At 73.0% G+C, this 15,083-nt stretch carries 9 protein-coding genes and 2 tRNA genes; 4 read left to right on the forward strand and 7 right to left on the reverse strand.

The genetic code is table 11. The features are described 5' to 3' along the window. Position 1: 1 nt before the first annotated feature. The 5 genes from ACFYSH_RS10195 to ACFYSH_RS10215 form a co-directional block, all read right to left on the reverse strand. Positions 2-2,131 (reverse strand): ArnT family glycosyltransferase, encoded by a 2,130-nt coding sequence (locus ACFYSH_RS10195; protein WP_388751760.1) that lies wholly within the window; start codon positions 2,129-2,131, stop codon positions 2-4. Continuing rightward, the gene (locus ACFYSH_RS10200) at positions 2,128-3,432 is read right to left on the reverse strand and encodes a glycosyltransferase (RefSeq protein ID WP_388751762.1); all 1,305 of its coding nucleotides are present in this window, start codon (positions 3,430-3,432) and stop codon (positions 2,128-2,130) included. Before ACFYSH_RS10200 ends, ACFYSH_RS10195 begins: the two co-directional genes overlap by 4 nt. Before the next feature lie 26 nt (positions 3,433-3,458). Next, positions 3,459-5,099, reverse strand: a complete 1,641-nt coding sequence (locus ACFYSH_RS10205) for an ATP-binding protein (RefSeq protein WP_388751764.1) — start codon at positions 5,097-5,099, stop codon at positions 3,459-3,461. Between the two features lie 4 nt (positions 5,100-5,103). Further along, positions 5,104-5,841: a response regulator transcription factor gene (locus tag ACFYSH_RS10210; protein ID WP_388751766.1), complete on the reverse strand. Its 738-nt coding sequence runs from the start codon at positions 5,839-5,841 to the stop codon at positions 5,104-5,106. Between the two features lie 167 nt (positions 5,842-6,008). After that, positions 6,009-6,896: a DUF2797 domain-containing protein gene (locus ACFYSH_RS10215; RefSeq protein ID WP_388751768.1), complete on the reverse strand. Its 888-nt coding sequence runs from the start codon at positions 6,894-6,896 to the stop codon at positions 6,009-6,011. 136 nt (positions 6,897-7,032) lie between these two features. Between ACFYSH_RS10215 and sigJ the strand changes: the two genes are divergently transcribed. Together sigJ and ACFYSH_RS10225 are read left to right on the forward strand one after the other, a co-directional pair. Then, on the forward strand, positions 7,033-7,977 hold the full coding sequence (gene sigJ, locus ACFYSH_RS10220; protein WP_388751770.1) for an RNA polymerase sigma factor SigJ: 945 nt from the start codon (positions 7,033-7,035) through the stop codon (positions 7,975-7,977). Between the two features lie 93 nt (positions 7,978-8,070). Then, on the forward strand, positions 8,071-9,267 hold the full coding sequence (locus ACFYSH_RS10225) for an NAD(P)/FAD-dependent oxidoreductase (protein ID WP_388751771.1): 1,197 nt from the start codon (positions 8,071-8,073) through the stop codon (positions 9,265-9,267). A gap of 83 nt (positions 9,268-9,350) precedes the next feature. Here the strand turns inward: ACFYSH_RS10225 and ACFYSH_RS10230 are convergent. Continuing rightward, positions 9,351-9,423, reverse strand: a tRNA-Arg gene (locus ACFYSH_RS10230). A gap of 205 nt (positions 9,424-9,628) precedes the next feature. Beyond that, positions 9,629-9,719 (reverse strand) — tRNA-Ser (locus ACFYSH_RS10235). 320 nt (positions 9,720-10,039) lie between these two features. Here ACFYSH_RS10235 and ACFYSH_RS10240 point away from each other — a divergent pair. Both ACFYSH_RS10240 and ACFYSH_RS10245 read left to right on the forward strand, forming a co-directional pair. Continuing rightward, entirely contained in the window at positions 10,040-10,510 is a 471-nt protein-coding gene (locus tag ACFYSH_RS10240; protein WP_388751773.1) for an SSI family serine proteinase inhibitor, read from the forward strand. A gap of 377 nt (positions 10,511-10,887) precedes the next feature. Then, complete coding sequence (locus tag ACFYSH_RS10245; RefSeq protein ID WP_388751775.1) at positions 10,888-15,033, forward strand: PAS domain-containing protein; 4,146 nt, start codon at positions 10,888-10,890, stop codon at positions 15,031-15,033. The last annotated feature ends 50 nt before the right edge of the window (positions 15,034-15,083 follow it).

The raw sequence follows: 15,083 nt of genomic DNA on the forward strand, positions 1-15,083 counted from the left end.
TCTAGTGCCGGGTGAGGTCGTAGAAGGTCGCGCTTCCTGCGGTGACCTCCTCGAAGTTGTCCTCCACCCACGCCGAGATCTGCGACGAGGCGCCCTCACCGCCCATACCGCCGCCTCCCGTTCCGCCCGAGATGAAGTAGTGGATCCTGCCGTCCTCCACGTACTTCTCGAACTGGGCGAGCGTGGGTGACGGGTCGCTGCCGTTGAATCCGCCGATCGCCATCACGGGGTTACCGGTGGCGAGCTGATAACTCGCGGCGTTCTGCGACCCGATGGCCGCTGCTGCCCAGGTGTAGGCGTCGGCGTCCTGTCGCAGGAGCGTCTCGGCCTCGGAGCCGACGGAGGCTCCGCCGAGCAGGCCGCCCATGCCACCACCACCGCCCATGCCGCCTTCGCCCGTAGCGCCGCCGGGCACGCCGCCCTGCTGACCGCCGGGAGCCTGGCCCTGCTGCGTGCCCTGGCCCGGGGTGCCACCGCCCTGCGCGTTGCCCGGTGCCCGGCCGCCGCCCTGCTGCGTGCCCTGGCCGGGGGGCTGCATGCCGCCGCCGGGGCCGCCGCCCTCCCCACCGCCGGGACCCCCGCCCCGGCCGCCGCCGGGGCCGCCCATGCTCGCGCCCGACGGGCCCGCCGTGACGATCGAACCCTGGTGCCCGGTGTTCAGCGTGCTGATCGTGTACGCCGTCGGCCCGGCCAGCGACGCCGCGAGGCCCAGCCCCACCACGCCGAACGCCAGCGCGCGTCCCAGCCGTGCCACGAGGAGCAGCCCCACCGCCGCGGCCAGGCCGACGGCCAGGACGGCCCAGCGCAGCCACGGGACGTAGTCCGGCGTGCGCCCCAGCAGGACGTACGACCAGACGGCCGTCGCCGCGACCGTCGTGCCGAGCACGGCGCCCGCCCACCATCTGGCGCGCTCCTCCCAGAGGAGGGTGGCGCCCATGCCGACCAGAGCGGCCGTGTAGGGAGCCAGGGCGACCGTGTAGTACTGGTGGAAGATGCCGGCCATGAAACTGAAGACGAAGGCCGTCATCAGCAGTGAACCGCCCCAGGCGAGGAACGCCGCGCGGGCCGTGTCGGTCCGCTTCGCCCGCCAGGTCAGCCAGACGCCCGCGACCAGCAGGATCAGCGCGGCGGGCAGAAGCCACGCGATCTGGCTGCCGATCTCCGAGTTGAACATCCGGCCGATGCCGGTCTCACCCCAGCCGCCGCCCTGACCGCCGCCGACGCTGCCGGTCTCCTCGCCGTTGATCCGGCCGAGTCCGTTGTAGCCGAAGGTGAGTTCCAGGAAGGAGTTGTTCTGCGAACCGCCGATGTACGGGCGCGAGGAGGCGGGCCACAACTCGACGACCGCCACCCACCAGCCGCCGGAGACCACCGCCGCCAGCGCCGCCAGGCCGAGCTGGCCGAACCTCTTCCGCACGGACACCGGCGCGAACACCGCGTACAGCACAGCCAGCGGCGGCAGGATCAGGAAGGCCTGGAGGGTCTTCGACAGGAACGCCAGACCCACCGCGACACCCGCCCAGACCAGCCACTTCGTCCGGCCGCCCTCCAGGGCGCGCAGCACGCAGTAGACGGTGGCCGTCATCAGGAGCGCGAGCAGCGCGTCCGGGTTGTTGAAGCGGAACATCAGCGCGGCGACCGGTGTCAGCGCGAAGACCGCCATCGTGATCAGCCCGGCGGCCGCACTGAAGCGGCGGCGCACGGCCGCGTACAGGACACCGGCCGTGGCGACGCCCATCAGCACCTGGGGCGCGAGGATCGCCCAGGAGTTCAGCCCGAAGATCCGCACCGACAGGGCCATCGGCCACAGCGTGGCCGGCGGCTTGTCGACGGTGATGGCGTTCGCGGAGTCCAGCGAGCCGAAGAAGAAGGCCTTCCAGCTCCGGCTGCCGGCCTGCACGGCCGCGGAGTAGAAGGAGTTGGCGTAACCGGAAGCGCTCAGATTCCACAGGTACGCAAGCGCGATGACCAGCAGCATGGCGAGGAAGGCGGGCCGCGCCCAGCGCGGGTCCTGCGGCCTGCCCCGGCGGACGCGGAGCGTCAACGGCTTCCGGTGGCCCGCCGCGTGCGCGGGCGCCCCTGGGGCACCGGGCGGTACCTGGTGATGGTCACAGTGGGTTGCGGCGGTCATCGGACGTTCCTCGGTTCGTGTGCGGAACCCTTGCGGGCTTCCTGGTGGCCGGTGCGCCGGTCGGGGAAGACCCAGGCGCGGAAGAGCAGGAACCGCAGCACCGTCGCCGCGAGGTTGGCCGCGATCAGCACGGCGAGCTCGGTGCCGTGCGACGCCGTTCCGGAGGTGCCCAGGGCGGCCAGCGAGCCGCTGGTGAGGGCGAGCCCGATCGCGAAGACGACGAGGCCCTGTGCCTGGTGGCGCGCGGCACCGCCCCGGCCGCGTATCCCGAAGGTGAGTCTCCGGTTCGCCGCGGTGTTGGCGACGGCGGACACGAGGAGGGCCGCCGCGTTGGCGAACTGCGAGCCGAGGCCCAGCCGGAAGAGGGAGTACAGCGCGAGGTGGACGAGGGTGGAGAACGCGCCCACGACACAGAAGCCGACCATTTGCCGGGCGAGTCCGCGCGGCACCCCGGGCACGGCCCGGTCGCGCGGGTCGTCACCGAAGGGCCGGGCCAGCCGGTCGAGCGGCAGTGCTCCGGTGGCCAGGGCCCGGCCCACCCGCCAGACCCCCTTGAGGTCCTCGGTCGCGGTCCTCACGATGTGCACGGTCGAGTCCGGGTCGTCGACCCAGTCGACCGGCACCTCGTGGATGCGCAGCCCGGCCCGCTCGGCGAGCACCAGCATCTCGGTGTCGAAGAACCAGCCGGTGTCCTCGACCATCGGCAGCAGCCGTTGCGCCACCTCGCGTCGTACGGCCTTGAAGCCGCACTGGGCGTCGCTGAACCTCGCGGACAGCGAGGAGCGCAGGATCAGGTTGTAGGCCCGTGAGACGAACTCCCGCTTCGAGCCCCGCACCACCCGCGAACTGCGCGCCAGGCGGGAGCCGATGGCCAGGTCGGAGTGGCCGGAGATCAACGGGGCGACCAGCGGTAGCAGGGCGTTCAGGTCGGTCGAGAGGTCCACGTCCATGTAGGCGAGGACCGGGGAGTCCGAGTGGGACCAGACGGTCCGCAACGCCCGCCCCCGGCCCTTCTCCTCCAGCCGGTACGACCTGACCTCCGGGATCACGGCCGCCAGCCGGGCCGCCACCTGGGGCGTGCGGTCGGTGCTCGCGTTGTCCGCCACGGTGATCCGGAATCCGTAGGGAAAGGTCCGCGCCAGGTGGTCGCGCAGGCGCAGCACACACGTTTCGAGGTCCTTCTCCTCGTTGTACACGGGGATCACCACGTCGAGCACAGGGACGGGTACGGGAGCGCCGACCGCCGCGGCCAGGAGGTGTTCCCGGGCCGGAAGGGTGCTCCAAGGAGTGTCGGTTCGCATGACACCGACAGTCCTCAACCGCGCTGTCACATCCGTGTGCTGAGCCTGTGGTGCGCCTGTGAGTGCGTCACGGAGTCGGTCACAGGGGCGTAGGGGATGTGGTCCGTACCCGCCGGGGGACCGCTCCCGGGGCCGTTCTCCCGGGCTCCCGCACGCACCGCGTCCGCCGGCAGATGGACGGCGAACACCGTGTCGCCCGGCACCGACCGCACCTCGGCCAGCCCGCCGTGCGCGGCCACGACGGCCTGCACGATGGCGAGACCGAGCCCCGTCGAACCGGCGTGCCGGGAACGCGAGGCGTCGCCACGCGCGAAGCGTTCGAAGACACGGGGCTGCAGCTCCGCCGGGATGCCGGGCCCGTCGTCCTGGACCTCCAGGGTCACCCAGGGCAGCTCCCTGCTCGCCTGGCGCACCCGGGCGGTGACGGTGGTCCCCGGCGGGGTGTGCGTACGGGCGTTCGCGAGCAGGTTGACCAGCACCTGCTGGATCCTGGTCGGGTCGGCGAGCACCGTCGCGGGCAGCTCGGGCAGCTCCAGCCGCCAGTGATGGGTGGCACCCGGGGCGCCACCGGGGGCGCGGTCCGCGACGCGGGCGTCGCTCACCGCGTCGATGACGAGCGGTGAGAGATCGGTGCTCTCGTACGAGAGCGGCCGTCCGGCGTCGAGACGTGCCAGGAGGAGCAGGTCCTCGACCATGCCCGTCATCCGCTCCGCCTCGGACTCGATCCGCCCCAGGGCGTGCCGGGTGTCGGGGCCGGTGTTCTCCCGGCCGCGCCGGGTCAGTTCGGCGTACCCGCGGATGGAGGCGAGCGGGGTGCGCAGTTCATGGCTGGCGTCCGCGACGAACTGCCGTACCCGCGTCTCGCTCTTCTGCCGCGCGTCCAATGCCGAACCGACGTGCCCCAGCATCCTGTTGAGGGCCGCGCCGACCTGGCCGACCTCGGTACGCGGATCGGCCTCGGCCTCCGGGACCCGTTCGAACAGGGCGACCTCGCCGCTGTGGAGCGGGAGTTCGGAGACCCTGGTCGCGGTGGCCGCGACCCTGTGCAACGGCCGCAGGGCGACGCCGACCATGGCGGCACCCGCGATCCCGGCGGCGATGAGCCCGGCGCCGGTGACGCAGACCTCGACGAGGATCAGGGTGGTGACGGCCTTGTCCACCTCGGCCGTGGGGATGCCGACCAGGACGGACGTGCCGCCGCTCGACGGGACGATCTCCACGCGGTAGCTGCCGAGTCCGGGAAGTTCGACGTCGTGCGGCTCGCCGTCCGGTGTCACCCCGGCGGCTTCGAGGGCGTCCTCCTGCGCGTCGGTCAGCTCCTCGGTGCTCTGCGGGGCGTCCGGGCCGTTGATCATCTTCGAGACGGTGACGGACCCGTCCGTCACCACGGCACCGAAGGTGTCGGGGCCGCCCCTGCCGACGAAGTCCAGCGGATCCTCGTTCTCCGGACCGCCCGGGGTGATCTTGCCGCCGCCCGGCGGACGGGCCTCGGCCAGTCTGGTGATGTCACGCAGCTGACCGTCCAGCTTTCCGTACATGTAGCTCTGGAAGGCGATCGCGGTGACCGAACCGATCACGGCGGCGACGACCGCGATGAGCGTGACCGCGTACACGACGAGCCGCGTCCGCAGCGTCCAGGGCCGGCGCGCGCCGCTCCTCGTGCCCACGGCGTCAGTCGCCGGGCTTGATGAGATAACCCGCGCCGCGCCGGGTGTGGATCATCGGGGTGCGCCCCGCGTCGATCTTCTTGCGCAGGTAGGAGATGTACAGCTCGACCACGTTGGCCTGGCCGCCGAAGTCGTAGTTCCAGACACGGTCGAGTATCTGTGCCTTGCTGAGCACCCGGCGCGGATTGCGCATCAGGAAGCGCAGCAGCTCGAACTCCGTCGCCGTGAGGTGGATCGACGTGTCGCCCCGGCTCACCTCGTGGCTGTCCTCGTCCAGCACCAGGTCACCCACGACGAGCGTCGAATCGCTGCGGACCGCCGCCGTACCGGAGCGGCGGATCAGCCCGCGCAGCCGCGCCACGACCTCCTCCAAACTGAACGGCTTGGTGACGTAGTCGTCACCGCCCGCCGTGAGTCCGGCGATCCGGTCCTCCACCGCGTCCCGCGCGGTCAGGAACAGCACCGGCACGTCGGAGATCTCGCGCCGCAGTCGGCTGAGCACGGCCAGCCCGTCCATGTCGGGGAGCATCACGTCGAGGATCACCGCGTCGGGGCGGAAGTCGCGCGCCGTACGGACGGCGCCCGCACCGTCCCCGGCGCTGCGCACCTCCCACCCCTCGTAGCGCAGGGCCATGGAGAGCAGCTCGGCCAGCGGGGCCTCGTCGTCCACGACCAGGACGCGGACGGGGCTGTTGTCGGGCCTGAGCAGTTCGGTACGCCCCTGGGGCAAGGTCGTCGTCATGGCTCAAGCCTGTGAGACGGCCGTGAGAACGACCTTTCGCCTACCTGTGAATTGCCTGAGAAACACGTCGGCGGGCTCTCAGCGCCTCGGCTGTCGCGCTCCCCGCACCTCGGCCCGCGGACTTCCACACGCGTCGTAAGCCCTCGAGAACGATCCCGGTGCCGATGTCAGAACAACCCGTGCTGCACGCCACCGGCCCGCACGGCCACGGACGGAACGCTCAGCCCGGCCCGCGCGTCGGCGCCCACCAGGTCCCAGCCGGTGACGAGCCGTGTGTCCAGGACGACGACCCCCTCGTCCACGGTCTCCAGATGCAGATCGGGCCCTGCCGCCGCCACCAGCCGTCCGGCCACCACGCCGCCGTCCACCAGCCCGGTGACCGCCCGCGCCGCCCGGCCCGCACCACCGAGCCCGAACACCGCGGCGTGATCGACCGCCTCGAACGGCAGCCGCTCCAGCGCCTCCGGCCATCCCGCACCCGCCAGTGCCACGGCCCGCCGGTACAGCGCTTCGAGCTCGGCCGCCCGCTCCGCCGCCCCCGGCAGGGCGTCGCGCACGGCACGTTTGCGGGCGTACGGGATACGGTCGGGGACCCCGAGCGCCGAGCGCAGCAGCTCCTCCGTGCGCCGCGCGGCCATCAGCGGGCCGCGCCCCAGCCAGCTGAACACCACGGCCCCCTGCTCCCGCAGCCGGGCGGCGTCCCGCGCCTCCCCCGTGATCCCGACCTTGACCATGCCCGGCCCGAACCAGGCCAGGTAGACGCGGTACGTGCGCGGGTCGTCGGCGATCGTGTCGGCCGCCACCGAGTGCGCCCGGTCCAGCCGCGCGCACTCCGCGCACCGCGCCCCCGTGCTGCGCACCGGCACCGGGGCCCCGACCGGGCACGGGTTGCCGCGCGCGCCGATGCAGTGCCGCTCCCCCTCGGCGCGGAACCCGAGCTCCTTCCCGTACGCCAGGACGCTCACCCGGCCCCGCGCGGTCCCGTCGCTCCGCGCCCACCCGAGCACGGGCCCGCCCCGGGGCCAGCGCAGTCCGGTGCACCGCCAGCCGCTCATGCCGTCCCTTCCCAGCTCACATCGGGGGCCACGCCCGTCAGCGTAGAACCCCTGCGTTCCCGACGCGTACGTGTACCGCCTGGTCGGCCTCGGCTCCTACGCGCGCTGCGGGGGACCCGGCGCTAGGATCCGGGCCATGGCACCGACCACGGACCACCTGGACCGGTTCGAAGCCTCCAGGCCCCGCCTGGAGGCCATCGCGTACCGTCTGCTCGGCTCCGCGAGCGATGCCGAGGACGCCGTGCAGGACACGTACCTGCGCTGGCAGGCCGCCGACATCGACCGCATCGAGGTCCCCGAGGCCTGGCTGACGAAGGTCCTCACCAACCTGTGCCTCAACCAGCTCACCTCGGCCAGGGCCCGGCGCGAGACCTACGTGGGCCAGTGGCTGCCCGAGCCGCTGCTCGCCGGGGACCCGATGCTCGGCCCCGCCGACACCGCCGAGCAGCGCGAGTCGGTGTCGTACGCGGTCCTCACCCTCATGGAGCGCCTCACCCCCGACGAGCGGGTGGTGTACGTGCTGCGGGAGGCCTTCGACTACCCGCACCGGAAGCTCGCGGAGACCCTCGGCATCACCGAGGCCGCGAGCCAGCAGATCTTCCACCGCGCCAAGAAGCACCTGGCGGACGGCAGGGCCCGTGCCGAGATCGACGGGGCCGCCGCCCGGCGGATCGTCGAGGAGTTCCTCGAGGCCGCCACCAGCGGCCGGACCGAACCGCTCGTACGGCTGCTCGCCGAGGACGCCGTCGCGATCGGCGACGGCGGCGGCAAGGTCCCGGCCCGCACCAAGGCGTTCGAGGGTGCCCTCGCGGTCGCGACGTTCATGCGGGGCCTGTTCAGACCCAGCAAGGCCAAGCGCGCCCTCGTCGGCGGCTCACCCGAGGTGCACGCCACGACCGCCAACGGCGGGCCCGCCCTCGTGGTGGTCCTCGACGGCCGGGTCATCGGCGTCATGTGCCTGGAGATCACCCCCGACGGCATCGCCGCGTTCCGCAACCAGGCCAACCCCGACAAGCTCGAACGCGCGACCCGGTCGTGGGCGGCCACCGACCACGGGGACCCCCTGATGTACGCCTTCTGATACCGCTGTGAGGTGCTTCACACCACGTTCCTGTCAGGAAACGTCGGGCTGCCCGGTTCAAGGGGCGAACCCGCGCGAGACAGGAGCAGGGAAATGAAGCACCGCATCATCGTCCTCGGGGCCGGATACACCGGTGCCACCGCCGCCGGGCGCCTCGCCAGGCGACTGCACCGCGAAGACGTCGCCATCACCCTCGTCAACGCCGAGCCCGACTTCGTCGAGCGCGTCCGGATGCACCAGCTGGCGGCCGGTCAGGACCTCGGACTCCGGCCACTCGGTGCGATGTTCGCCGGCACCGGCGTCGCACTGCGGATCGGCAAGGTCACCGCCGTGGACGTCGAGCGCAGGACCGTGACCGTCCTCGACGCGAACGGCGCGGAGGAGCTGGCGTACGACAGCCTCGTGTACGCCCTCGGCAGCGGCTGGAACCCCCAAGGCGTACCAGGCACCACCGAGCACGCCCACGACATCGCCGGCCGCCCGGGAGCACTCCGGCTGCGCGAGCGCCTGGCCGGCCTGGACGCCGGACAACCCGTGGTCGTCGTCGGCGGCGGGCTCACCGGCGTGGAGGCCGCGACCGAGATCGCCGAGTCCCGCCCCGACCTCGACGTCGCGCTCGTCGCCCGAGGCGGCCTCGGCGACTGGCTCTCGCCGAAGGGCCGCCGGCACCTGCGGAAGGTCTGCGACGGACTGGGCATCACCGTGCACGAGCGGACCGCGGTCACCGGAGTCGAGGCCGACGGGGTGACCACCACCGACGGCGGGTCCGTCCCGGCCGGGGTCACGGTCTGGGCCACCGGCTTCGCGGTCCACCCGATCGCGAAGGCCACCACTCTGCAGGTCACGAGTACGGGCCAGATCGTGGTCGACGGGACCATGCGCTCGGTCTCGCACCCGGACGTCTACGCCGTGGGCGACGCGGCCATGGTGAGGGGCCCCGGCGACAAACCGCTGCGGATGTCGTGCGCTTCGGGCGTCCCCTCCGCCTGGCAGAGCGCCGACGCCATCGCGGCACGCCTGACCGGCGGGAAGGTCCCGAACACCCCGCTCCGCTACTTCAACCAGTGCATCTCGCTGGGCCGCAGGGAAGGCCTGATCCAGTACGTCACCGCCGACGACCGCGCCGTCCGCTCGGCCTTGACCGGCCGGCTCGCCGCGCTCTACAAGGAACTGGTCTGCAAGGGAGCGGCCTGGGGCGTCGCCAACCCGACGCTCGGGATCCCGACCCGGCGCCGCCGCGTCGTGCGGACAGCAGCCCCGGCCACCCCGGTGACCGAGGCGTCGGCCTGAACCGGCCGGGCATGGGCGTGACTGCCCGTCCACGCAAAAGCCGGAGGCCCTCAGGATTTCTCCTGAGGGCCTCCGGCCTGCTGTGCACTCGGCAGGATTCGAACCTGCAACCTTCTGATCCGTAGTCAGATGCTCTATCCGTTAAGCTACGAGTGCTTGTCCTCGGCCTGAGCCTCGGTCCCGCTTCCCGGACTTTTCTGCCCGGTCGGCGTTGCGAGAACAACATTACATGACCTGCGCCGTGACGCGAAATCCATTAGTCACACCGCATCTGACCTGCGGAAACATCCTCCTGAGGCGGATTTACGCGGCCGGATACGACCGAAGCCCCGTGCCTGGGGCACGGGGCTTCGGGATCTTGCGGAGGCGGAGGGATTTGAACCCTCGATGGGCTTTAAGACCCAAACCGCATTAGCAGTGCGGCGCCATAGACCGGACTAGGCGACGCCTCCAGCACACCCCACGCGAGCGCGGGTGGTGCGTGCAGATGATGACACAGTCGAGCGCGCTGTCACCAATCGCCGCCCACGGTACTAGGCAGGTGGGCGGCGAGGCAAAGCGCCCTGCGGCGTGTGTTCCGGTGAACGTCGCCGCTCGGCTGTTCCGGTCGGCCCCCCATGAGTTGCGCAACGTGCGGGCGTAAGGAGCGTTAGAGAGGACGAGGGCTCCGCCCTCCGTCCGTCATCCCATGGGCCCGGCGCTCGCCTCCGACACGGCGCGCACCGGAGCAGACCTGCGCGCCTCCGGCGCGCCAGAACATTAGGAGCCCCGCATGCTGCGCCGTCTCACCCTCACCGCCGTCGCGTCCCTCGCCGCGCTGTCCGCCGCCGCACCCGCCGCCACGGCCGCGTCCCCTCTCGTGCCGCTGCCGCCGCTCCCCGTGCTCCAGGGTGGCTGGTCGATGGTGCAGGCCACGGAGACCCGGCTCACCGTGACGGTCTCGGAGTCCGGCAACCCGGCGGCCGACGGGGTGTTCGAGTTGGAGTGCGACCCGGCAGGTGGCAGCCACCCGTCCGCGCAGCGTGCCTGTGACCTGCTGGACCAGGCCGCCGAGTCGGGGGGCAACCCCTTCGTGGCCACGGACCGCAACGCCATGTGCACCCAGCAGGCGGGCGGGCCGGCCTCCGCCCGGGTGCAGGGCACCTGGCGGGGAGAGGTCGTCGACGCGCGGTTCAGCCGGGCCAACGGCTGCGAGATCTCACGCTGGAACAACCTCGTGCCGGTGCTCCCCTCCGCGCGGTAGGGCGTGTTTCGGTGCGCGCCCCTCCACTCCGTAGCCGGTTCGGCGGGGCGTGCGCCGGGACTTCCGCCGGGCCGGACGGCGTGAACCAGGGCGCGCGCGTGCTCTGCCCAGGGGCTCGCACGCCGCCCAACAGGGGGACTTCGGGCTGTCTCCGGCTGGACTCCGGAGGTATCGGCGCACGTCAGAGGGGGGGCGTGCAGTCACGCCATGGACCACCGGCGTACACCGTTTGCACAGAACCTTGGTGAGAGCTCCCCCTCATCCGCCGCCCGCCATGCGCTCCCTGCCTTTAGACTCCTCCAGTGACAGCCTGAGGCCCGAGGGGCAGGATGGGGCCCGCTGTCGGCAAGGTGCGGTATTCAGGGAGGAAGCGTCTCGTGAGCAGCAGGCCATCCCGAGGCGCTGCTCGCCTCGCAGCCATACTCGACGCCCTCCCGGACGGGCTCCTGCTCGTCAACTGCAACGGTACGGTCGTCAACGCCAACACCATCGCCCTCGAAATGTTCGAGACCCCGGGCACCGCGCTCGTGGGGCGCGGACTGCTCGATCTGCTTCCGGAGTTCGACTCCAGGCTGATCCCGGGGTCGATGCGCAGGCCGGACGCTGCGGACGAGCAGGGCAGGACCAAGCCGACGCGGATGACCGCGCGCCGGACCGACCGCACCGAGTACCCCGTCGAGGTCACCAGCGCGTCTTTGGACAGCGGCCAGGCCGGCTACAACGACATCCACTCCAGCTACACCGGTGACGAGCTGCTCATGCTCGTCGTACGGGATCTCTCCGGCACCGTCGACACCGAGGCCGAGCTGGCCCGTTCGCAGCGCCAGACCGAGATGATCCTGCGGGCCGCCTCCGAGGGAGTCGTCGGCACGGACACGGACGGCCGCGTCGTCCTGGTCAATCCCGCCGCCGCGCAGATCCTCGGCTTCCGCGCCAGTGACCTCGGCGGACAGGAGCTCCACCCGCTGATCCTGCACTCGCGTGCGGAGGGCGACCCGTTCCCGTACGAGGAGTCGCCGCTCGCCGACACCCTCAGGTCCGGCCGCAAGCACCGGGTGCGCGGGCAGGTGCTGTGGTCCAAGAGCGGCGCCCAGGTACCGGTGGACCTGACGACCGCCCCGGTACGCGACGGGGACCAGCTCGTCGGCGCCGTCATGACGTTCACGGACCGCAGGCCCTACGACGAACTGGCCCAGCAGCACACCGAAGAGGTCACCGGTCTGACCGAACGGCACGCCGCCGAGATCGCCGAGCTCACCGCGAGCCACCGGGCCGAGATCGCCGCGCTCACCGAACAGCACGCGGCCGAGAGCGCCGACCGGACCGAGCGGTACGCCTCCGAGCTGGAGGAGCAGACGGAGCGTCTGGCCGGCCTCGACGCGCGGCACACCCAGCTGACCGCCGTGCTGGGCGAGTCGCTGCGCGGGCCCCTGGAGGAGCTGCGCGGCGAACTCTCCGCCCTCGCCGCCGACCCGGCCGGCCAGCTCTGGCCCGAGGCCAACCAGATCCTGCACCACCTCGCCGCGGGCTATGCGCGCATGACGACGCTGGTCGACAACGTACTGAGCTACCAGCGCCTGGACACGGGGGCGGAGGAGCTCGTCAAGCAGACGGTGCTGCTCGACTCCGTGGTGACCGCGGGCATCGATGGTGCGGTCGAGCTGATCGGTCCGGGGCGCGCGCAGTTCGCGGTGCACGCGCCGCCGATCGAGGCCGAGGTCGACGCCGGCCGGATGATCACGGCGCTCGCCCATCTCGTCGCCGACGTGGCCGGTGTCGACTCGACCGGCAAGGCCCGGACGGTGCCGGGCGGCGGTTACGTCGACTCCACGGTCGTCGTGGCCGCGGCGCAGCGCGGTGACGTCGTACGCATAGAGGTGCGCGGGCCGTTCGCCGGGGGCGACCCCGTGCATGTGCCCATCGTGCGCGGGATCGTGCGCGCGCACGGCGGTGTGCTCCAGACGCATGAGATGCCCGGGATGAGCGGCAGTGCGTACGTCCTGGAAGTGCCGCTCGGCACGGGCGCCGGGACCGTCGTGCCCGAGCCGCTCCCGGCGCCCGAGAAGGCCGCCGTACCCGTGCCCGAGCCGCTCCCGGTGCCCGAGGAAGCCGCCGCTCCCGCGCCCGGGTCCCAGCCCGCGCAGGGCGGTCGGCGGCGGGCGCGCCGGGGGTCGACGGACGCGTTCCTGGACGCTCCCCTGGACGCGGGGGCGGCCGCACCGGAGTCCGGTGGCACCGCGGCAGCGGAGCCGACCGGTCGGCGCAGGGCACGCCGTACGTCCACGGATCCCCTGGAACAGCAGCAGGAACAGGCGCAGGCACCGGACATGACCCCGTCTCAGCAGGGGGAGGGATCCGGGCGTAGGCGTGGCCGGCCCAGCCCCGCGGAGACGGGTGCGGAAGGTGCGGCAGGACAGCCCCGGCAGGCGCTGGCGCTCCCCGCGGCGGCCTCCGCCCCCTCGGAGGGGTCGGTGGTCACGGCGGCCGAGGGTGCGCAGGGAGGTGGGGGCCGCCCGCAGCGCGGGCAGACGGTTCCGCCCCAGGGCGTGCCGCAGAACGCCTCCGGGCGCCAGGGCGGTGGCAGCCGGCCCGCGCTGCCCGCCCTCGCGTCGTCACCCGAGGCCCGCGGGCCTCAGGAGCCGTCGCGTCCGGAACAGCAGGCGCAGCAGCCCGGGGGGCGACGGGCCCGCCGGGCTCTCGCCGCGGCGCAGGACCGCGTCGCGGCCGAGTCCCGTACCGACCAGGGACCTCGTACGGCCTTCGCGCTGCCGCCCGCCGCCGCGGACCGGGTTCCGCCGGCGGCTCCGGGCGGCTCGCCCGTCGTGGCACCGCCGGCCGCGGCCGCCGCGCAGCCGCTCCCGGGCGTGCCCCGGTCACCTCAGCCGCCCCCGCCGGGCCCGGTCCCCTCCGGTGCTCAGCCTGCCCCGGCGGGTGCGGGGCCGTTGTCCGAGCGCCACGACGCCGTACGCACCGCGCCGGACGCGGACCACACCCCGTCGCAACCGCACCCCCTGCCGTCCGGCCGCCGGAGGGCACGGCCCGCGGAGGTATCGGAACCGCAGGCCCGTCCGGGCCATCCCGTTCCCGGGCAGCCGCTTCCCGCCGTCCCGCCGCAGCCCGACTGGGCACAGGACGGCACCGCCGTACAGGGGCCGGACGTCCCGGCGTCCGAACCCGGCACGGGTCCGGCCGGTGACGTGTCCTGGGCGGGCCGGGGCAGCACCGCGCACACCACGGGCACCGCCGCCGCCCCGGCCGGCTCCGGGCCCGCATCTGGTCCCGCACCGGCGCCCTCGGCGCCCGAGCCGGAACCACATCCGGCCGGCAGCGACGCTCCGGCCCCCGTCCCGGACGCGCGGCGCAAGCCGCTGCCCGCAGAGGCCCCCATGCCCGCGTCCTCGGATTCGACGCAGGGCCGCGCGTTCAGCGTGCGGACGCTGGGTCAGGGCATGCCCTTCGCGCAGCACCTCGCGCATCAGCAGAACCAGACGCTCGGCGGCGCAGGGCGGCGCCGTAAGCTCGCGGCTCCGCCCGAGGCCGAGCGGCCCGCCGCTCCGGCGGCCATGGCTCCCGTGCCGCCGCAGCCCGCTCCCGTCCTGCCGCAGCCCGGTGGCGCACAGGGAAGCACCGTGCAGGGCTCCGGCTCCGGTCAGCTGCTGTCCCCGCCCGCGTCCGAGGGGCGTGCGTACGCGATAGGGGCGCCCGACGAAGGTGCCGAGGGCCCGGAGCCGCTGGACGGCCCCGGTGGAGCCGTCGAGGTGGCCAACCGCCCGCAGCCGCAGCCCGTCGACGACGAACTGCCCCCGGAACCGCTGGACAATCCGCGCCGGCTGCTCGTCTGGCCCGCCCCGGACGTCTCCACCCAGCAGGCACTCAGCGACCGCGGCTACCGTCCGGTGATCGTGCACTCCCGCGAGGAGGTCGACGCCCAGATCGCGGCGTTCCCCGCCGCGCTGTTCGTCGACCCGCTGACCGGGCCGATCACCCGTACGGCGCTGCAGTCGCTGCGTCAGGCGGCCGTGGCCGCCGAGGTCCCGGTGCTGGTCACGGCCGGTCTCGGACAGGCGACGAGGGAAGCGGCCTACGGCGCCGACCCGGCCGTGCTCCTCAAGGCGCTCGCCCCGCGCGACAGCGACCAGCATCCGCCGAGGGTCCTGGTGATCGAGGAACACGAGGAGATCGCGCTGGCGCTTACGGAGACGCTGGAGCGGCGCGGCATGCAGGTCGCGCGGGCGTCGGGCGACAGCGAGGCGGTCGACCTCGCCACCCGGGTGCGGCCCAACCTGGTGGTGATGGACCTGATGCAGGTACGCCGCCGCCGCGCCGGGATCATCGACTGGCTCCGCGCGAACGGCTCGCTGAACCACACACCGCTGGTCGTCTACACCTCGTCCGGCATGGGAGAGGCGGACCTGCCGAGGCTCGCCTCCGGTGAGACGGTGCTCTTCCTCGCCGAGCGGTCGACGAGCGACGAGGTGCAGTCCAGGATCGTGGATCTGCTGGCGAAGATAGGGACGAACTGACTCCCGGACACGGGCACACGACGGGGGCGGTACGGAAGGATCCGTACCGC

The organism is Streptomyces sp. NPDC005791 (assembly GCF_042871485.1).
In the GTDB taxonomy this organism is placed as follows: Bacteria; Actinomycetota; Actinomycetes; order Streptomycetales; family Streptomycetaceae; genus Streptomyces.